The organism is Vibrio sp. 1288, assembly GCF_033344475.1.
Genome location: NZ_JAWPOX010000024.1, coordinates 35,885 through 56,306 on the forward strand (window position 1 = coordinate 35,885; position 20,422 = coordinate 56,306).

Sequence of the window (20,422 nt, forward strand, 5' to 3'; positions counted from 1 at the left end):
TCCTCCCATTCGTCCTAATCGGTCACGTCATCGACCAACAAGTTGAAACCACCGTTGATCCCATCATCAATGGCAACGACTTGGTACACAACACCGTTCATTACATTGACTGGTGCTGAGTCAACCGCAACAATACTTGGGTTACCAGCCACTGTTACCGTTACATAATATGTACCTTCAGCGACATATAATCCTTGTACGCTATTTTTATACGCAAAATTAGCAATAGTTGGATCACTTCCATCTATTCCTGCACTCGTAGTGAGGTAAATATCCACCATTTCCGCTATAGGATTAGCCGCAGCGTGTGTCACATTCAATGTCGCGCTAGTCGCCACAGCGCGTCTCATATCTTCAACAACCAGAGCTTCGATATCAATCGCTGGGCTAACAACACCGACTGCATAAACACTGTAATCCATTCCACCTGCAACCATTAACCCGTCAACATCTATGATCGGATTGGTTGTTGTGCCATCCACGTAAACGTCGATATCGTAAGCGCCAGCAGCAAGATCCAAATAACCACGAATCTCTTTGAACGCTAAGTCGGCAAGAGGAGCGAAGGCCGCCCCGTTAACGTTAACATCGACGACTGGCGCTCCATCGACAAGGTGTCCGACTCTTACTTCAGCTTGGCTGCCCATATCTTCAATTATAGAAGAGCCCGAACCGTCCAACACCAAGAGTTTGACAGGTGACGTGCTATTCGAATCTCCTGTGCCGATAGCGGCAATCGTCAAGTTGGAATTAGCCGCAAGAGGTACTGTGCCGGAGTCAAAAGCAACGCTGTCTCCTACGGCAAGTCGAACTTGATACTCACCAGCTGGGATGTTCAATACGTCGGTAGAAGCTTTGTAAGCAAGGTTAGTTATTGGAGTCGCGCTAGCAAGAGCAACACCTGGCTCAGTGACATAAAGATCAACAGCAGGAACGCCTGAAGCTGCATGAACAACTTGAACATCTAGACTATTGGCATCAGCCATTGAATCGGCGCTGCGAGTCACAACTAAAGGCTCAACTGGGTTTGGCGAACCATCGGCATCGCCAACAACGAACACGTTATAATTGAGGTCGGAATCAAGATCTAGTTCTGTTTTAGGTATTACGGTCGCGGTTTCATTACCTGGGAGCTGAACATCGACCTGAATCGAATTCATCCCCTCTCGCAATTTAACGTAGCCAGATCCCACACCATAATCAACATTCGTTAATGATGGTTTATCGTTGATCCACACATTTGCAAGCGGCGCATCAGAAGACGCGTGCACTGCTTGTAAATTGGAATACTCGATAGTGTCACTGTCGGAGCCACACGCCGCCAGTCCTAACGCCGCAACAACAGTTAGCGCAGCTTTGTTAAATCCTTTCATATCCTTGCCTCTTTGTTAGTCGGGGCTTCTATGGCTTCTGTCAGAAATTGCAACGCAGGAATACAGTCCTCTGCGCCGACTAGCTGTTCGAACAGATTGCAGTCTAGGGGTAGTAACTCAAGCCAACGCTGAGTAACCCAAGCAGAGTCATCGTAAAAACGATGCTGGTAGAGGCTTCCAAGTTGAGGAAACTCTTCATAAACATGGGATAACTGCTGGCTTAAATAGAAGAAATCTGGTGAGTTGTCTGGATGTTGCCAATTATCTAACCATTCAACCTCTGCATGGCGTAAGCCATCCGCATCTGCACGAACACGTTTAACAACAAAGCGTTTCTCACCAGCAACTGTAATACCAAGAAGGCCATCACTGAGTGTTTCAAAATCAACGATCCTGACCAAAGTTCCGATAGATGAAACGTTACCCACGTCTTTAGGGTCACCTTCACTTCCTACTAGGCAAACTCCAAAACCCACATTTTGTAGGCTGCATTCCTTTACCATTCGCTTATATCGTGGCTCAAAAATGCGCAGATTCATTTTACCTTCAGGGAGTACAACTGAAGTGAGTGGGAATAACATGACTTCTTTCATTCAAACGTCCTCTTTGATTCACGGATACATACGAATCCCTTATCACTCCGATCACTAACGATTTATGTTGGTTAATCGACTGGCTTAAAAAGTCATAAAATCGCTTACGCAAACGATCTAAGTCACATATTTATTGCAATCAAATGCAACGAACAAAAAGTTCCGTAAATAAAGATAATTTCGTGACACAACTCACCAAAAACGTTCAATTTTGCACCCTTTATCACTTTCATTTGGGATTTTTATCGCTATTATTCCCGCCAATTGGAAAGCGCAGCATAGATTGCGTGTTCTGAATCATTACAAACATAGAGAGTCCCCTTATGCGTAAATCACTTTTAGCTCTTAGCCTTCTAGCGGCTACTTCAGCTCCAGTTATGGCGGCAGATTACTCTGACGGCGATATCCACAAAAACGATTACAAGTGGATGCAGTTCAACTACATGTACTCAATTGATGAAATGCCACGAGTTAAAGGCGCTGACGACAACGCTCACGATTACCTAGAAATGGAATTTGGCGGTCGCTCTGGTATTTTCGACCTATACGGTTACGTAGACGTATTTAACCTAGCGACTAAAGATAACCAAGATAAGTCAATTGAGAACGGCGCTCCTGACAAGATGTTCATGAAATTTGCACCACGTATGTCTCTAGATGCCGTAACTGGTAAAGACCTATCTTTCGGTCCAGTTCAAGAGCTATACATTGCATCTCTAATGGAATGGGGCGGTAACAACGGTGGTGTAAACAACCAGAAAATCGGTTTAGGTTCTGATGTAATGGTTCCTTGGTTAGGTAAAATCGGCCTAAACCTGTACAGCACTTACGATGGCAACAACAAAGGTTGGAACGGTTTCCAAATCTCGACTAACTGGTTCAAACCATTCTACTTCTTCGACAATGGTTCATTCATTTCTTACCAAGGTTACATTGATTACCAATTCGGTATGGATGATGATGCTGGTAACAAATTTGGTACTACCGCGTCAAACGGTGGTGCAATGTTCAACGGCATTTACTGGCACTCAGATCGCTTCGCGGTTGGTTACGGCCTGAAAGCATACAAAGAAGTATATGGCGTAAAAGACGGTCTACAAGTCGCTCCAGGTGTTGAGCTAGAATCGACTGGTGTAAGCCACTACCTAGCTGTAACTTACAAGTTCTAATTGAACCACTAAGTTTGCTCAAAAATGGCGCCTTTCGGCGCCATTTTTATTTGCTTTCCTTTTTTCCCTCATTATCCTTGCAGCAAACCTTTTTAATGAGAGCGTTTGGTGAATATCCTTATCCTCGGTCCAGGTGCGGTGGGCTCACTCTGGGCAACAAAATTTCAGCTTGCCGGACACAATGTTTCATTGTGGGGAAGAAGTTCAGAGAGACAACAATCACTTCAGTTGGATGACACACCCGCAACCGTATTCAGTAATCAAGATATTTCCTCCGTAAATAAAGCGGATCTCATTTTGATCACGGTAAAAGCTTGGCAAGTGGAAGACGCCATTCAGCCTTTGCTCCCTCATATCAATACAGACACGATTATCATGCTGATGCACAATGGTATGGGTACTGCCTCTGCCTTGGAGAAGGTTGTGCCAAACAATCCGATAGTGCTCGCAACAACAACGCACGGCGCATACAAACCAGATAACCAACACGTATTGCATACCGGTCACGGAACAACGCAAGCGGGTGGTTATAATGACAAAGGAATGCAGTGCACTTTTCTGAAAGATGTTATGCATAATGCCCTTCCAGAGGCCATTTGGAATCCACACATCCAATCTGCGTTATGGACTAAGTTAGCGATCAACTGCGCGATTAACCCACTGACTGCGATTCTCCAGTGTAAGAATGGTGAACTTGCGAAGCCCGAGTTTAAGATACAACTCGAAAGCATCACTCAAGAACTGGTTGAAGTAATGAGTAAAGAAGGTATTGCTATCGAGTTTCGCTCTCTTTTCGATACGGTAATGCAAGTGGTGAACGCCACAGCTGAGAACTATTCTTCAATGAGACAAGACGTATTCCATCAGCGTCGAACGGAAATTGATTTTATAACCGGATACTTGTTAAAGGCTGCCGAGAAACATCGCATCAATACGCCTGAGAATTTAAAACTTTACCAACGCATCAAACAAATAGAACAAAGCTGGACAGAACAATGAGTAAGAAAATCTTAGTGCCAATCGCTCCGGGCACCGAAGAAATGGAAGCCGTCACCGTTATCGACATGATGGTTCGCGCGGGTTATGACGTTACGGTAGCGAGTGCTGCTTTTGATGGCTCATTGACGATGAAAGCTTCTCGCGGAGTCACACTAACAGCCGATTGTAAACTGGTCGATATTGCTGATGATGAGTTTGACGCCATAGCGCTTTCTGGTGGTGTTGGTGGTGCAGAAATTTTTCGTGATAGCACGGTGATGATAGAAATCCTTAAGCAGCACATCTACGAGGGAAAATTGGTCGCTGCTATCTGCGCAGCACCGGCGTTGGTATTGCAACACCATGATCTTTTCTCACAATCACTGATGACCTGTCACCCGAGCTTTCAGTCACATATCCCGGAAGAGAAGTGGCGCAGCAAACGCGTGACCTTTGATATCAACCACAACCTGATCACTAGTCAAGGTCCGGGTACAGCTTTAGAGTTCGCGATGGAAGTAATCATTCAACTCTCAGGTAAAAAACACGCATGGTCAGTTGCTGAACCAATGATCCCTCTGCCTACTCTGCACTACCACAAGCTTGGTGAAGAATAATGTTTGACGTAAATGCTGTACGCGAGCAATTTCCTGCTCTAAACCAATCCGTCAACGATACGCCCTTAGTGTATCTAGATAGCGCAGCGACAACGCAAAAACCGCAATGTGTGATTGATGTCATCAGTCATTACTACAGTGCGCAAAATGCCAATGTTCACCGTGGCAGCCACAGTTTAACGGCTAATGCCACCAGCCAATTTGAAGCGGCACGAGAACGAGTGGCAAGCTTTATTGGTGCAAACAGCTCTAAAGAGATCATTTGGACACGGGGCGCAACCGAAGCACTGAACTTAATTGCTCAAACCTACGCCAGTAGCACGTTACAACCAGGTGATGAGATCTTAATTAGCGAGATGGAGCACCACGCCAACATCGTGCCCTGGCAAATCGTGGCAGAGCAAACGGGTGCTAAAGTCATTAAAGTTCCGATGACATCAGATTGCCAGTTCGACATCAGTGCATTTGAGGCGCTTCTGTCTGACCGCTGTAAAATTGTTGCTTGCGCACAAATAACCAACGTAACAGGCACACGCCAACCTATCGAAAAAATCACTGAACTGGCGCACAACGTTGGCGCGGTTGTTGTAGTTGATGGCGCGCAAGGCATCGTACATGAGCAACTTGATTTATCGGCATCAGATATCGATTTCTACGTTTTCTCAGGTCACAAACTTTATGCACCAGCAGGCATTGGGGTTTTATACGGCAAGCTTGAACTTTTGGAAGCCATGCCACCATGGCACGGCGGCGGTAAAATGGTTGAACGCGTTTCTTTCGAAAAAACGACGTTTTCTGCACTTCCTGGTAAATTTGAAGCGGGCACACCAAACGTTGCGGGCGCGATTGCTCTAGCGAAAGCCATTGAGTGGTACCAAGGTTTTAACCATCACGAAGTAGAGGATCATCTCCATGTGCTTCAGGATAAGGCCTACCAAGCACTAAGCGCTTTGGATGACATCCATATTCTAGGCTATCAACCGAATGCCTCGGTACTGACGTTCGTCATGGACGGCGTTCATCACCAAGATATTGCGACGCTGCTCGATCAACAAGGCATTGCGGTACGAGCAGGACACCACTGCGCTCACCCATTGATGGATGCGCTAAATGTGAAAGGCACGGTACGCGTCTCTTTTGGTATTTATAACACGACGAACGATGTGGAAAGACTCATCGCCGCCGTAGAAAAAGCCGTCGACATGCTATAACGCCAACGGTTTGATTTGGAGTAACCAACAAGGTTACTCCATCTGCCTATCCAGAGTCGCCACGCAATTTCTGCCATTTCTTTTCGCAGCATAAAGCGCTTTATCTGCATGCGCATACAAACGTTTGGTGGTTTCATTTCTGCCTATTTCCACCACGCCTACACTCACCGTGACCGGAATTTCAATCTTTTCAAATTCGAACTGACAATTTTGAATGTGGGAACGTACTTCCTCTCCTACCTCTTTCGCCGCCGACAGAGAAGTTTCTGGCAAAATAATCGCAAACTCCTCCCCTCCGACTCTTGCAAAAATTTCGTCTTTGACGAGTAAGTGAGAAACCAAATCAGCTAAGGTCTCTAAGACATAATCCCCCGCATCATGACCACGTTTATCATTGATGACTTTAAAAAAGTCCAAATCAAACAATAACAACGCGGAGTGATAGTTCGGCTCTTGAGCTTTAATGACCTCTTCTGTGAGCTTTTCGAAAAAGACACGTCGATTGTAGATGTTGGTAAGAGCATCAATTTGGCTTTGATGGCGAAGAAGGGTTTCAACTCGGTGGCGATTGGAGATATTGCGTGTAAGAATAAGGACAACGCGACGACCTCGGTATTTTATAGCGAGTGGGCAGATCTTGCCTTCGTAGTATAGGTCGCCTCTTGGCCCACTGTTAGCATCTATTCCCTGAATGCTGTCGGCGCACATCTTGTACTCGATCGTCACAATACTGTCTTGTTTCAGTGATCGACTGATCTGCTCGATAAACCAGTCGGCTTTATCTTTTTCAAGTACGCTGTGAAGTGTCTTACCTATCAAATTGCTTCCATCGTGATAGGCTTTTTTATCTGTTCCTCCAAAAACATCAATATAGATACCATCTTCACTCAGAATAAAAGTGGGGTCTGGCATTCCGGATAACACGTCTTGCGCATGTTCCAAGGTGAATTGCATATAGGGAGGTTCCTAGCGTTTGTACCTAAATATCCCAATCGCCTCCAAATGCGTGTCAGCATTGGGGAACAGGAGCGAATGAGGCATATGTCTACTATCTAATATAGACAAATTTTAAATACAATTGAGTTTATAAAAACCAAGTGGGCAATATAATGAACCAGGATCAATAGAAAGGTTAATTAACACTAAAATAGTCGACTATTTGCATACTTTTTATCCATATGCAAAAAATGTCTCAACTCAGAAACAAAAAACGCCAAACAGCTAGGTTATTCGGCGTTTTTTAAGAATTGGGAAAATGACTCGTTACACGGCGGTTTGCTTAATCTGCTCTACAATAGCTTTCAAGCCATTACCACGTGACGGGCTTAAATGGGAGACAAGCCCCAGTTGATCAAAATAAGCATCAATATCAAACGCTTGAATTTGATCGGCCGTTTTACCGTCATAAGCTGCCATTACCAAGGCAATCAATCCACGGACGATACGCGCATCGGAGTCCGCACAAAAATGCCAAACGCCATCTTGCTCTTTGCTCACTAACCACACCAAGCTTTCACAACCCGAAACGGTAACTTGTTCTGATTTCAGCTCTTCTGGCATTTTTGGCAGCTTTTTACCCCACTGAATAACCTGACGGTAACGATCTTCCCAGCCTTTAAATTGCTGCATAGTCGCTACAATGTCTTCGCTGGTGATATCTGTACCAAATGGAGAAACGGGAAAATCTGTCATGATGCGCTCTTCTTCTAGTTTACTGCTTATATTTTGAAATCAACTTCTCAACGATTCGCGATACCGCGACAAAGCCAAACGTTGCAGTTACGACAGTCGCCGCACCAAAACCGCTAGCGCAATCCATACGTTTTGGACCTTCCGCTGTCGACTTCACACCACACACTGAACCGTCTGCTTGAGGGTACTTCAGCTGCTCGGTTGAAAACACGCAATCAATACCAAACTTACGAGCCGGATTCTTAGGGAAGTTATGATGACGACGCAAGGTGTCTTTGATTTTCTTCGCTAGAGGATCTTGGATCGTTTTCGTTAAGTCAGCGACCATGATCTGCGTTGGGTCAACCTGACCACCAGCGCCCCCCGTGGTGATCACTTTGATCTTGTTGCTGCGGCAATACGCCAACAAAGACGCCTTCGCTTTTACGCTGTCAATCGCATCTAGCACGTAATCAAACTCTTTGCTTAAGTACTCATGTTGATTGTCTGGCGTGATGAAATCATCAATCAGATTGACTTTACACTCTGGGTTGATCAATTTGACACGCTCGGCCATAACTTCAATTTTGCTTTGGCCAACGGTGCCCGTCATCGCATGAATTTGGCGGTTAATATTCGTGACACAAACATCATCCATATCAATCAGAGTCAACTCACCGATCCCACTACGGGCCAGCGCTTCGACCGCCCATGAACCCACGCCACCAATACCAATAACACAAACGTGTGCAGCGCGAAGAATGTCCACTTCACTGTTGCCATAAAGACGACGAGTGCCGCCAAAGCGTTGATTGTAGCTGTCAGATGCTGGGGTATCGAGTTCACGCATATTGAAGTCCAGATGATCGATAGAAAAACAAAGAGTGCGATTTATACGCACTCTTTGATGAAATGTCTAGATAAGAGGCGGTTCCTCTTTCTTGGGTCGCTATTGTAGCTTTTCTGGCGGCAAAGCCCAAGGCGCTTGAGTTGGTGAGTTTTCCAGCCCAAGTTTCCAAACTCGACCAAAATGCTTGTAGTGCCCTGCTTCCGTTCCTGCTCTCGCACCAATGCCATGATACAGATCCAAATGGTTCTGTTTTACCGCACCACCAGTGTCTAAAACGATCAGCATTCGCAGTTGATGAGCACCGCTCCACGTACCATCCGCATTCAGCAATGGTACTTCCGCCAAGATTGGTGTGCCCATTGGTAAGATAGAACGGTCACCCGCGACCGCGGCCATTGGTAACAAAGGAATACCAGCCGATCCCGTTACTGGCGCTTCCGCTTTTGGCGCAAAGAAGACGTAAGAAGGGTTTTGCTCCAACAACTCGCGTACTGTTGCGTCGTCGTTGTCCATTACCCACTCTTTAATCGCTTTGAGAGACATTTTTTCACGCGGCACTTCACCACGTTCAATCAAAATGCGGCCAATACTAACGTAAGCTTTATTATTTTTCCCTGCGTACGCGAAGTACTCCAACGTATCATCATCTTCAAAATGCACATAGCCACTGCCCTGCACTTCCATCATAAACGGGTCAATACGGTTAGGCGCATAACCTAGCACTAAACCTTGGCCATCTAATGCCCCGTTGTAGATCTCCGCACGAGTCGGACAATCTGATGAGCAGTTTGGCTTGCCATAAACTGGGTACTTAAAAATGTCGTTTGGTGTATGACGCAGCTCCATCACGGGAGAAAAGTATCCGGTAAACAGCACATTACCTTTTTTATCACCACCACCCAATTGCGCGGCTTGAATGCCAAACGCACTCAACGCACTGGTATCTCCACTCTGTTGCGCCCACTCACTTAATCGTTGATATAGCGGTTGGTATATCTTCGCCATGGATGGTGACTTTATCACCACTTGCTCAGCTTGCTTGTTAAATTCAGTAAAATCGCGTGGTTTGTTAGACTCAACCACATCCACTTGATTGAGGATCTGAGGAAACTCACCATCAAGATACTGCTGAGCACGATCATTTTGTTGAGCACAGCCAAAGAGTAGGCTCAAAGAGATAATAGGAAGGAGTTTTTTTAACACGTGTCTTTTCCGTAAAAGAGAATAGCAAAAGGATGGCAAACAAATGCATACGGTGCAATTGAAAAGCAACGACAAAATGTTTCAACGCTAAGCCAATCCGTTTACTCGTTGTGAATTCATTCAGTTAATACAACATGATAGCAGCGGAAGAATTACGGAATTGTCCGGATTATGTTTGAAAGTAAGATTTACTGATTGAGAGATGAAATTGTGATCATCCATGTGACTCACAGACGAAAAAGCTGTCAGCTTAAGAGACAATAATAAAAACGACTATCTTACCGCAATCCTTGCACGCCCCTCTAAACGGAATACAGGTAGATAATGTGCATTGGCATCCAGCTTCATTTCTGCATGCTGCTTACCCACAAAATTGAAGTGCCGCTCATTTGAACCCACTCGATACGAAAACGAATCCCCATCGAATTCAAAACTGGTCGCCACTGTAGAACCATTTACGGTAACACCGCGCTCACTCAACACAAATTCTTCACGAGCATAAGGCGCAACATCTTGCTCAACCCAGCGACCATAAATTGTCGATTTGGGAATGGGCGGATTAATGGTTCGAGTAATCAAATCACTATACAGCATGCACACGACAACGGTTCCAACTATCGCTATAAGCATGAGAGAACGCTCTAGCCACTTACGAAGCATTGATTTAGATGACGTTTTTGACAGATTTGAAGCAGTGATCGCAGCATTCTTATTAACAGCAGAAGACATGAGGTTCACGTATTGAGGAAAGACGCCACCATTGTAACCTTCCCTCTTAACGGGACCAAGAACCTACCTCAATATGTTTGTGCTTTATTCCAAAATTTCACCTTGCCACCAAGTGAATAAAAAGGCATTATTTTAACATAATTAAACAAAGGAATGGCTGTAGTGAAAATTCGTAGTACTGCTCTCGTAAAAGGATTCCGTCAATCAACACCTTATGTCAATGCTCACCGCGGAAAAACCATGGTGATCATGCTGGGCGGAGAAGCCGTCGCACACAAAAATTTTGGCAATATTATTAATGATATCGCACTCATGCACAGCCTCGGAATCAAAGTCGTGGTGGTGTATGGTGCACGTCCTCAAATTAATCAGCTGCTAGAAAAACAAGACCTCACTACGCCTTACCACAAAAATATCCGCATTACGGATGAATCGGCTTTATCTGTTGTTATGCAAGCTGCCGGACAACTTCAACTTGCGATTACTGCGCGCCTATCAATGAGCCTCAACAACACTCCGATGGCAGGCACCCAGCTCAATGTCGTTAGCGGAAACTACATCATTGCTCAGCCACTCGGCGTTGATGATGGTGTGGACTATTGCCATAGTGGACGCATTCGCCGCATTGACACCGACGCGATTAATCGCACGCTCGACCAAGGCTCTATTGTGCTACTTGGCCCCATTGCTAGCTCTGTGACTGGCGAGTGTTTTAACTTACTTTCTGAAGAAGTCGCGACACAACTGGCGATAAAGCTGGGTGCGGATAAGCTGATTGGTTTTTGCTCCGAACAAGGTGTCATTGATGACAACGGCAATGCTGTCGCCGAATTACTGCCAATTGAGGCGGAGCATGTCATCAAAACGCTCTCTGAAAATACGTCTCCTGATCTAGATTACAACACAGGAACACTGCGCTTTCTTAAAGGCTCTATTGCCGCTTGCCGTGCCGGAGTACCTCGTAGCCACTTGATCAGTTATAAAGTAGATGGCGCCTTAATTCAGGAGTTGTTCTCTTTCGACGGCATCGGAACCCAAGTTGTTATGGCGAGTGCTGAACAAGTGAGGCAAGCTAATATTGACGATATTGGCGGTATCTTAGACCTCATTCGCCCGTTAGAAGAACAAGGTGTACTGGTTAGGCGCTCTCGAGAGCAGCTAGAGCAAGAGATTGGAAAATTTACCATCATCGAAAAAGACGGCTTGATTATTGGCTGTGCTGCCCTTTACCCATACCCAGAAGAGCGTAAAGCTGAGATGGCTTGCGTAGCGATTCACCCTGACTATCGTGATGGAAACCGAGGTTTGTTACTGCTCAACTACATGAAACATCGTTCTAAATCCGAAACCATTGATCAGATTTTTGTCCTCACGACACACAGTTTGCATTGGTTTAGAGAGCAAGGTTTTTACGAAGTCAGTGTCGACTATTTGCCTGGAGCCAAACAAGGGTTATATAACTTCCAGCGTAAGTCCAAAATCTTAGCGTTAGATTTATAGCTTAACCTTAAATCAGGGAGCGAAACTTAACGTTCCACTATACCAACTAACCTCAAAGGGCAGGATTTAGTTCATTAACGCTCAACCCTGCACATCGAGCTTGTTTAGGAACGAGTTTGTTTAGGAGTAAGGCCACACATAACCCCTACTCCGGACTAGCGGGTCATCATGTAAACCCAACTTAGATATGCGCAAACCATTGCTTGATTTTTGTTCCAATTTTATCTTTTAAATATACATTTGGTTGGCTATACTCTGCTCGCTAGTGATTGGTTTTTAACCAATACGAATGGATCTAGGTGATGTAATGTAGCCTTCACCCTAAAATACTGGGCAATTGAAAAACTAGTTAGCTCCGTATTGCACACCAAGGACAGTTGTTAATCTGACTTTAAATAAGCCGAGACGAGCACTGTTATGAGAACAATCATTTGTAATTCGCTTCAAAGCTTCTGGGATATGGCTGACAATCAGTTTTTAGAAGGCCTAGACGTCCACTGTGTTTTCCCTGTAAATGACGCTATCCGAGATTTTATTCTTGCTTATCAACAGCAATACAAAATACGCAGCGTGTCTTTTACCAATGCGTTTGCAAAACATGCATAAAAGAAGACCGAGCCATAAGCTCGGTCTTCTTTTACGTACGTAATCAATTCAAAACAAAATCATAGCTAACAAAGATGCAAAAATAGTGACTACGATAAAGATTAAAATAGTCCAGTACACTAGCCCAATACTTATGAACCACTTTGGGCAAACTCTACGAATATCTGTTAGCTTTCTTTTTTTGGCCAACTTAGGAAATGCAACTGCGGCAACAAGGGCTAATCCATGTATTAAGGCCCCAAAGTGACATCCAGAAACTAAAGCAAGCTCAATATCTGTATAATGCTCACTAGTGTACGCATAGCGCTTTACTTTTTGCGGCGTGATAACAATAAGCAAAATACCTACTATCAGGTACCAAAAAACTAACAAAGCACCTGCAACAAAAAATGTAATAAAAGAAACTTCTAATAACTGCAAACTTCACCGACCTTCTATTCCAGCTCTCAAGTAATAGACATCCAAACCACCATTGAGCCTAAAGTGATCATAGCTAGAAGCAATAAAACGCTTATATAAATACGGCAAATTCCGATGAATAGACCGGAGCAAACTTGATGAATATCAGCAAAGCCCCTTCTCCTCGCTAAAGTTGGTAAAGCGACCGCCGCAACTAAGCCTACACCATGTACTAAAGCACCAAAGTGAAAACCCGAGACTAAGGCTAACTCTACTTCTGAATAATGTTTCGGATTAAAAGCAAACCGCTTCACCTTTGGCGGTATAAAAAATATAAAAATTGCTCCGATAATAACGAACCATAAAAACGCGACTCCTCCGGCGATAAAGAAGGTTAGAAAGGACCAATCTAATAACTGCATATATTACCTACACCTGTCGATTCAACTACGTCTAAGTGAGAATAGTGCTCTTTATATACCGCTGCAGCTTGTTTTCCTGAATAATAACTTCCGACAGATGAAGCAACTCCCAATACCAGAGCTCCCACCCAACCAACGGGTGTAGCAACAACAAATAATGATATTGCAATACCAGACATAGTACCTACAACTGTACTTGCTGCAGTTTCCACCAATATTTCGTTTTTCTTTGCCTTAGAGTCTGCTCTAGCTATCTGATCGCAGGCAATACCAATATTAACTGCAGTCAATACAGTGCCACCTTTAGCTGCTACTTTTGATAACTTTGCTAACCTATCAGTATTCTTCTGAAGCGCCGCGGTAGTCATAACCCCGCCGTTTCGAGATATCCTCATAGCCTCTCGAGCTTTCTTACCATTAAAGAGAAGCTTCTCAGTTGGTCCAAGGTTTTTTGCTACATTCTCTAATAGTTTTTTCCTGCGGTAATCATATTGCCCTTTCGAAAACTTTCCTGATTTATAATCTCTATATAAACCATCAAGCTTTTTTAGCTCTGCGACATTTCCTTTTTCACTATCTCCTAATAAAGCCCCCATGGACGCAAAAGTAGCACCGATACCTGCGCTCGCAGGCCCCCAATTGTCATCAAGCCAAGAAAGAGCCCAAAATGCTTCCTTTTCGTTTTGCGACATAGATTTCATCGTTGATTCAAATTGCGCTTGATCATGATCTGAAATGGCAATTTTAGAAGAAAACTCAGATTGCTTGGTGTTTGAAACGTTCAACTTTCTCAAGTAAATAGATTGACCAGATTTAATCGAATTAGGGTCTGAAATTTTTGGGTTGTCTTTTTTTATTTGAGCAACAGCAAAATTATAGCCATCTGTTCCAAACTTAAAATGATAAAACTTCCATATAATTCTCGTAAGAGTATCACCAGGCTTAACACTATATATGTAGCTATACCTATTAACGCTGTTAAAATAAGTTGTATTCATTCCATTCAAATCCTTATGCTCACAATTGCGCATAATGTTAACGTTTCAGATTCAAAAACATCAATTGAAATGACTTTTCTTTCAGAAAGAGAATTGTTAAAACACAACTCATCACCAAGTTTGACATGTAACAAAGGTAAAACTGACTGTAAACTAAGTCCATAATCAGTTAGTAAGCCGCTGTACTAACCCACTCGCGCGAGTCGTTTTCACCTTAATACCTCGCTTCAGAACGTTGAGTTCGGCGTAAAGAGCTAAACGCTTTTTCGCGCGGGTAATGCCTGTGTAAATCAACTCACGGGTTAATATCGGACTAAAGTCTGGTGGCAAAATCATCAGGGTGTAATCAAATTCACTGCCTTGCGATTTATGGATGGTCATGGCGTAAGCCGTTTCATGTTCAGGTACTCGGCTCGGTAAGACCGATTTCACACTGCCGTCAGGTAACTCAAAAAAGACTTTCAAACGCGGTTCTTCTTCAGTGTCATCTCGCATGCAAATACCAATATCACCGTTATACAAACCTAAACCGTGATCATTACGCGTAACCATGACGGGTCTGCCGTGGTACCAAATTTCATCCTGAACTTGAATGAACTTGCGCGCCGCGAGCGCTTTCTCGATGCGTTGGTTTAGCCCAGCCACACCGAAGTCACCTTCACGGATCGCGCACAGCAGTCGGCATTGGTTGAAGGTATCTAACGCCGCTTTGGCTTTGTGCGTTAGCGACTCTGGCTCTCCGGTTTTAGGATCAGTTTCCTGTTGTCCAATGCGTTTGAGGTAACGACCGTATTCCTGCACCAACGTCTGCATCATTTGGTTGTAATGTTGACTACTTAGTGCGAAATGTTCGATATCGGAAAAGTCACGCGCCCAGACGCTATCTACGCTCGCAGCAGAACCTGAGTTAACCGCTTTTGCCAACTGACCAATGCCTGAGCGAGCGTCAAATCGGTAGCTCTTTTGCAGCATACATAAGCTATCGGCAATGCTGGAGGCACTGTTCCCCGTATGGGCTAAAGTATCGAAACCTGTCAGTTTTGCGATGGCTGACGCCTGCTCTTTGCCATAACCCAATGCATGGAACGAACAGATATCACCCAACACAGCCCCTGCTTCAACTGAGGCAAGTTGGTCTTTATCACCTAACAAAATCAGCCGCGCATGCTTCGGTAAGGCATCGACCACTTTGTACATCATTGGTAAATCAACCATCGACGCTTCGTCGATAACTAAAATATCCAAATGCAGTGGATTTTGCTTGTTGTGACGAAATTCTGCGCTATTAGGAATCGCGCCAAGCAATCGATGTAAGGTACTCGATTCAGTCGGAATTTTGACTTTTAGCTCCGGAGAAACTGGCAGTTCTTGCACTGCTTTACCAATGGACTCGGTTAATCGCGCCGCCGCTTTCCCCGTTGGGGCCACCAGCTTGATGGTTAGATTTTTCTCGTGCGTCGCCTGTTCAATTAAAGCAGCAAGCAATTTGGTTACTGTCGTCGTTTTACCCGTACCAGGACCACCAGAAATCACAGCAAATCGACGAGTTAACGCAACCGCCGCCGCGACTTTTTGCCAGTTCACACAAGCAGAAAGTGGCACCAGCTCATCCAGTTGCTGCAAATCCTGAACCTTGCGCGCATTGCTAAGCACGGAATCAATGGCGTGCCAATCCAACGATTCGCTTGCGACCACATCAAGGTGGTCACACACCAATTGTTGACGCAACACTTGGTTGCTGCTTCCCGCTTCTACTGCTTTGCCTAACGCGTTAAACAGAAAATGGTATTGGCGTGCAAATAAATGGTTGAGCAACTCGGATAATCGCGCAAACTCTTGTGGTTGCAAGTTAACTGCGGCGCCCAAGTGATTAAGCTTTTCCGCCAGAGTCACTTCATAATGCCAATAGCGGTGCAGATACAGACGCTCGCCATCGAACATCAACGGCAAGGCTTCTCCTTGCGCGCCGACCAAGCTGGAATTTTGTAATAGTTCTATCCAGTCTATGACTTGTAGCTGTGTGTTGAGCGCCAATGCCGACTCACCAAACAGCCCTAGCTTACTGGCTAAATCCGTAGATTGCCCTTGTGCATCGAACAGAGACAGGCAGATATGTCCTTTGCCAAGCTCACTACTGACAACACCAGCGATAAACGCCAGTGCTTGGCTATCCGACTGTTCATCATGCGTTTGAGAATCAATAAAACAGGCGAATTGGTAGTCGAGCTGACGAATAGCGCCTTTGTGCGCCAAGCGTTCCAGCACTACCAATAGACTATCTTGGCCAGAATGAAGATTGTGATTTGTCGTCATTAAAGTAGCTCCATCTGCCCGGCTTGAGTTGAGCGCGTTTCAAGTACTTGACCATCAATCAAACGATCCATCTCTTGTAAGAACTCGAAAGTTGGTTTCGCGGCAAAAATGCCGTGGTCACTCTGCCCATCCATGCCGCGCAAGAACAAGTAATACACGCCACCAAAGTGCTGTTCATAATCATAATTGGCCAATCGGCTGCGTAGGAAACGATGCAGGGCTAACGCATAAATCTGGTACTGCAAATCGTAGCGGTGATCTGCCATCGCCGATTTCAGAGCCTCACCATGATAGTGCGTCACATCGTCGCCAAGATGATTCGATTTCCAGTCAAGCACGTAGTATTTACCTTGATGTTCAAACACCAAGTCGATAAAACCTTTGAGCATGCCTTGCACGGTTTGGAAACCTAAATCCCCCGCTTTCGCCGACAACGGATCGTGACGTTGAATGACTCGGTTTAACGCCGGTGCAGACAAAACTTCAATCGGCAGCAAAAATTCCATCTCCACCAAACGTTGCGACGGTGCTTTTTGATTCAGCAGCAAAGACTTACCATCCAACGGCGTTGCGAGTACGGTATCAATCAATTGCTGTAAAATAGGTAGCCACTCTTCATCGAGCTGTTCGCTTTCCATCAAGCCAAGGATGATTTGTGTATTCTCTTCCGTAGTGGCTGGCTGAGTAAATTCAACTTCCTCAAACAAGCTGTGCAGGAACGTACCCGGACGCGCACCACGAGGGAAGGTAAAAATAGAGCGCTCTGGCTCCACCAAATCCGCTTCGTCTTGCTCTTCAGATGAGTCGATATCAAAACCCGTAATCTCAATCGTGGCATCATGCTCGGCGTGATGAGAGCCTTGCTTGACCAAGCCAGAATAACTGGTGATGCGCCAGTTTCTATCGATAGGGTTTTGCAGCTCTTTCGCGCTAAGATCGTGTACTTCTTCTTGTGGCGCTACGTACTTCTCTTCGAGTTTCTGCGGCGGATCGGCCACGACGACACAATCAAGCTCGTCTTGTTGCTTTGTTAAACCTTGGTGCAAATCGTAAATGCCACCTTCTTGACCATTCTGAATCAAATAGCCAATCGCACTGCGGTGTACGCCAGTTGGCTCTTTGGTCGAACGGCCATTGCGCAAAGGTGAGGCACCGATAAAACACGCATACACAGCTCGCGTTAGTGCCACGTATATCAAGCGTAAGTCTTCCGCCAAACGCTCTTTATCCGCTTGCTTCATGGACGCATCGTTGCCAGTGATATCCAGTACCGTGCGGTCATTAGCTGCATCGTAATATTTGGCTTCACTGGCTTCTCGATAGCTAAACACAAACGGCAGAAACACGAGGTCATACTCCAAGCCTTTTGATTTGTGAATAGTCACGATCTGCACTAAGTTACGTTCCGATTCTAAACGTTGGATTTGGTCATCACTGCCACCCAAACCGTTTTCCGCATCACTGATAGACTGAGCGAGCCAACGCAGCAGACCGTGATCGCTATCCAGTTCATTACTGGCTTGTTGGAGCAGTTCACCGATGTGCATTAAATCGGTAAGTACTCGCTCACCATTCTCACCCTGTGAACTCGAACCTTCTTCTAGTAATCGCTCGACAATATGACGTTTGCTGATCACCGCGCGCAACATCGGCAGCACACCACGTTGAACCCAAAGTTTGCGATATTCTTTGAATTCGTTTACGGCGTTTTCCCACACAATTTCATCGTTATTAAGTGCATCCAAACTTGCTGCGTCGAGGGCAAACAGCTCAGAGGCAAGACTTGCACGCAGTGCACGGTCATTTTCTGGAGTCAGCACCGCTTGCAGCAAACGCTGTAAATCCTGCGCCACTGAACTGGTAAACACACTGTCTCGGTTAGACAGGTACACGCTGGCAATGCCTTGTTCAGCCAACGCTTGTTTGATCATTCGACCTTCGCTACCTGTTCGAACCAATACCGCGATATCGCCCGCTTGAACCGCTTTCTGTTTTTCGCCATTCACCAGACACGCTTGCCCCTGTTGAGCCTGCGTCAAAATAGTTTGGATTTGGCTTGCGGTCGCCTCTGACATTCGAGTCAAATACTCGCCTTTTGGGAGCGGTTTATCGTCCGCTTCTTGCAACCAATAAGTCAGCGCTGGTTGCTTTTGGCCACCCATAGTCCAAATGCGTTTTTCAGCGTTCGGGCTGTAGTTGACGGGTAAAAACGGAATGTCCGAATCATAGATAAATGGACTATCAGGCAAAGCAAATACTTGGTTTACCGCCTGCACCATATCTGCGCTAGAACGCCAGTTGGTTCCTAACGTGTAGTGGGCACTTACTTGGTTACGCGCTTTGATATAGGTGAAAATGTCTGCGCCACGAAAGCCATAAATCGCCTGCTTGGGGTCACCGATCATAAACAAACCACATTCCGGGTTGTTCAGATAAATACGGCTGAAAATACTGTATTGAAGCGGGTCGGTATCTTGGAACTCGTCAATCATTGCGACAGGGTACAAAGTACGAATACGCGCCGCTAAAAGCTCGCTTTCGTCCGTATCGATAGAAGCAGAAAGTTGCGTCAGCAAATCATCGAAAGAGAGCCACTGTTTTTGATTTTTCGCGTTGGCCAGCATCACACGACAATGTTCAATCGCATGAGCAAGCAGTGGCGCTTTTAAGCTGATTGGATTGGCAAGAAATGTTTCAATGGCTTCAAATACCGCATGCTGCGGCGCACTGCCTTTCGGTGTTTTTTCCAACAAGACGTTTTGCGCGAATTTCTCCAGCTTGTCTGGATAATCGTAACCTGTAGTTTCCGTTGCCGCCCAAGCGTTTACCGCCTCCAACCACGTCGGCAGAGACTTTTTGGTATAGCTACGTTTGTTAATATCTGAATCTGAAATCAGCGTGAAGAAGTCATCTTGGCTTTCTCGCCACTGTGCTTTTAATTCATCAATTTTTTTCAGATTTTCAGTATGAAGATCAGCCAAACTGCCTTTCATTGCCGGAACAGAAAGGCTTAACGGCGCACCAGTTAAGTAATTGCTGATGTCAGACAACAACGCAGATGGAGAGCCCCATAGCTGGCGAATTTCTCCAGCCAAAGTAAATGGCAACGGGTAGAAATTGCGGCGCCAGTAATCGGCTACAACTTGCGCTTTTAGGTGACTTTCATCGGTCACAAACTCGTTATTAAATCGGCTGCCAGATTCAAACGCATTTTGCGTTAGCATACGTTGGCAAAAACCGTGAATGGTGTAGACTGCCGCCTCGTCCATCTGACGCTCTGCCTGCAATAAAATTTCTGCGGCTTGCTTGTGATCGTCAAACTCATTAAGCAAAGGTTGGATCACCGGATCGGAACTCTGTCCACGCGCAAACGCGATTCGCGCATCATGGATTCTTGCCCTGATACGATCGCGTAATTCCGCAGTTGCCGCTTCGGTAAAGGTTACGACCAGAATTTGGTCGACCGTAAGCGGTACGCGATGTCGAGTTTCCGCGCTGCCGTGACCAAGCAAAAGGCGCAGATATAAACCTGCAATAGTGAAGGTTTTACCTGTACCTGCTGATGCCTCGATTAACCTCGCACCATGCAGAGGAAACGTCATCGGTTCTAGTGGCGTTGGTTGAGGTTGCTCTGTGCGGTCTAATGTATGTAGAGGACACTCTGCACCTGACATTTGATCCATAACGCTGAATCTCTCCGGATTATTTACTAGGACGTATCACCTAATAAATGTGATCTATAGTTAAAAATTCTATTAATATGTTTAACAAGTTGGATAATTTAGAGCTT

The 20,422-nt window shown here is 45.3% G+C and carries 18 protein-coding genes; 6 read left to right on the forward strand and 12 right to left on the reverse strand.

All coding sequences use genetic code 11. The features are described from left to right. Positions 1 to 14: 14 nt before the first annotated feature. Both R8O11_RS17150 and R8O11_RS17155 read right to left on the reverse strand, forming a co-directional pair. Positions 15 to 1,373 carry a DUF4397 domain-containing protein gene (locus R8O11_RS17150; RefSeq protein ID WP_318194289.1) on the reverse strand — a complete coding sequence of 453 codons (1,359 nt, stop codon included), beginning with the start codon at positions 1,371 to 1,373 and terminating at the stop codon, positions 15 to 17. Next, positions 1,370 to 1,966 (reverse strand): LON peptidase substrate-binding domain-containing protein, encoded by a 597-nt coding sequence (locus R8O11_RS17155; RefSeq protein ID WP_025768231.1) that lies wholly within the window; start codon positions 1,964 to 1,966, stop codon positions 1,370 to 1,372. Before R8O11_RS17155 ends, R8O11_RS17150 begins: the two co-directional genes overlap by 4 nt. A 323-nt stretch (positions 1,967 to 2,289) precedes the next feature. Between R8O11_RS17155 and R8O11_RS17160 the strand changes: the two genes are divergently transcribed. The 4 genes from R8O11_RS17160 to csdA all read left to right on the forward strand — a co-directional run bounded on the left by R8O11_RS17160 (position 2,290) and on the right by csdA (position 5,941). Then, positions 2,290 to 3,135, forward strand: a complete 846-nt coding sequence (locus R8O11_RS17160; RefSeq protein ID WP_005391741.1) for an outer membrane protein OmpK — start codon at positions 2,290 to 2,292, stop codon at positions 3,133 to 3,135. A gap of 108 nt (positions 3,136 to 3,243) precedes the next feature. Then, positions 3,244 to 4,134, forward strand: coding sequence for a 2-dehydropantoate 2-reductase (gene panE / locus R8O11_RS17165; protein ID WP_318194290.1), 891 nt, complete (start codon positions 3,244 to 3,246; stop codon positions 4,132 to 4,134). Beyond that, on the forward strand, positions 4,131 to 4,730 hold the full coding sequence (locus tag R8O11_RS17170) for a DJ-1 family glyoxalase III (protein ID WP_213867032.1): 600 nt from the start codon (positions 4,131 to 4,133) through the stop codon (positions 4,728 to 4,730). The genes panE and R8O11_RS17170 overlap by 4 nt, the downstream gene beginning before the upstream one ends. Further along, positions 4,730 to 5,941, forward strand: a complete 1,212-nt coding sequence (gene csdA, locus R8O11_RS17175) for a cysteine desulfurase CsdA (protein WP_318194291.1) — start codon at positions 4,730 to 4,732, stop codon at positions 5,939 to 5,941. Before R8O11_RS17170 ends, csdA begins: the two co-directional genes overlap by 1 nt. A 33-nt stretch (positions 5,942 to 5,974) precedes the next feature. Here the strand turns inward: csdA and R8O11_RS17180 are convergent, their stop codons facing one another. The 5 genes from R8O11_RS17180 to R8O11_RS17200 all read right to left on the reverse strand — a co-directional run bounded on the left by R8O11_RS17180 (position 5,975) and on the right by R8O11_RS17200 (position 10,394). Continuing rightward, on the reverse strand, positions 5,975 to 6,895 hold the full coding sequence (locus R8O11_RS17180) for a sensor domain-containing diguanylate cyclase (RefSeq protein ID WP_104975544.1): 921 nt from the start codon (positions 6,893 to 6,895) through the stop codon (positions 5,975 to 5,977). Between the two features lie 309 nt (positions 6,896 to 7,204). Then, positions 7,205 to 7,633, reverse strand: a complete 429-nt coding sequence (gene csdE, locus R8O11_RS17185; protein ID WP_005385278.1) for a cysteine desulfurase sulfur acceptor subunit CsdE — start codon at positions 7,631 to 7,633, stop codon at positions 7,205 to 7,207. 19 nt (positions 7,634 to 7,652) lie between these two features. Beyond that, positions 7,653 to 8,462, reverse strand: a complete 810-nt coding sequence (gene tcdA / locus R8O11_RS17190; RefSeq protein ID WP_042521374.1) for a tRNA cyclic N6-threonylcarbamoyladenosine(37) synthase TcdA — start codon at positions 8,460 to 8,462, stop codon at positions 7,653 to 7,655. A 99-nt stretch (positions 8,463 to 8,561) separates the two neighbouring features. Continuing rightward, positions 8,562 to 9,665: a murein transglycosylase A gene (gene mltA, locus R8O11_RS17195; protein ID WP_005391723.1), complete on the reverse strand. Its 1,104-nt coding sequence runs from the start codon at positions 9,663 to 9,665 to the stop codon at positions 8,562 to 8,564. A gap of 273 nt (positions 9,666 to 9,938) precedes the next feature. Further along, positions 9,939 to 10,394 carry a DUF2850 domain-containing protein gene (locus R8O11_RS17200; RefSeq protein WP_005380234.1) on the reverse strand — a complete coding sequence of 152 codons (456 nt, stop codon included), beginning with the start codon at positions 10,392 to 10,394 and terminating at the stop codon, positions 9,939 to 9,941. Between the two features lie 162 nt (positions 10,395 to 10,556). Here R8O11_RS17200 and argA point away from each other — a divergent pair, with 162 nt between their 5' ends. Together argA and R8O11_RS17210 are read left to right on the forward strand one after the other, a co-directional pair. Further along, positions 10,557 to 11,894: an amino-acid N-acetyltransferase gene (gene argA, locus R8O11_RS17205; protein WP_012841478.1), complete on the forward strand. Its 1,338-nt coding sequence runs from the start codon at positions 10,557 to 10,559 to the stop codon at positions 11,892 to 11,894. Between the two features lie 417 nt (positions 11,895 to 12,311). Then, the gene (locus R8O11_RS17210; protein WP_005380230.1) at positions 12,312 to 12,500 is read left to right on the forward strand and encodes a hypothetical protein; all 189 of its coding nucleotides are present in this window, start codon (positions 12,312 to 12,314) and stop codon (positions 12,498 to 12,500) included. A gap of 48 nt (positions 12,501 to 12,548) precedes the next feature. Here the strand turns inward: R8O11_RS17210 and R8O11_RS17215 are convergent, their stop codons facing one another. The 5 genes from R8O11_RS17215 to recB form a co-directional block, all read right to left on the reverse strand. Then, positions 12,549 to 12,920, reverse strand: a complete 372-nt coding sequence (locus R8O11_RS17215; protein ID WP_213903871.1) for a hypothetical protein — start codon at positions 12,918 to 12,920, stop codon at positions 12,549 to 12,551. Between the two features lie 26 nt (positions 12,921 to 12,946). Continuing rightward, positions 12,947 to 13,321, reverse strand: coding sequence for a hypothetical protein (locus R8O11_RS17220; protein WP_033905548.1), 375 nt, complete (start codon positions 13,319 to 13,321; stop codon positions 12,947 to 12,949). Further along, positions 13,309 to 14,319: a LysM peptidoglycan-binding domain-containing protein gene (locus R8O11_RS17225; RefSeq protein WP_033905549.1), complete on the reverse strand. Its 1,011-nt coding sequence runs from the start codon at positions 14,317 to 14,319 to the stop codon at positions 13,309 to 13,311. The genes R8O11_RS17220 and R8O11_RS17225 overlap by 13 nt, the downstream gene beginning before the upstream one ends. Before the next feature lie 165 nt (positions 14,320 to 14,484). Beyond that, entirely contained in the window at positions 14,485 to 16,632 is a 2,148-nt protein-coding gene (gene recD / locus R8O11_RS17230; RefSeq protein ID WP_318194292.1) for an exodeoxyribonuclease V subunit alpha, read from the reverse strand. Continuing rightward, the gene (gene recB, locus R8O11_RS17235; protein WP_318194297.1) at positions 16,632 to 20,306 is read right to left on the reverse strand and encodes an exodeoxyribonuclease V subunit beta; all 3,675 of its coding nucleotides are present in this window, start codon (positions 20,304 to 20,306) and stop codon (positions 16,632 to 16,634) included. The genes recD and recB overlap by 1 nt, the downstream gene beginning before the upstream one ends. Positions 20,307 to 20,422: the final 116 nt, after the last annotated feature.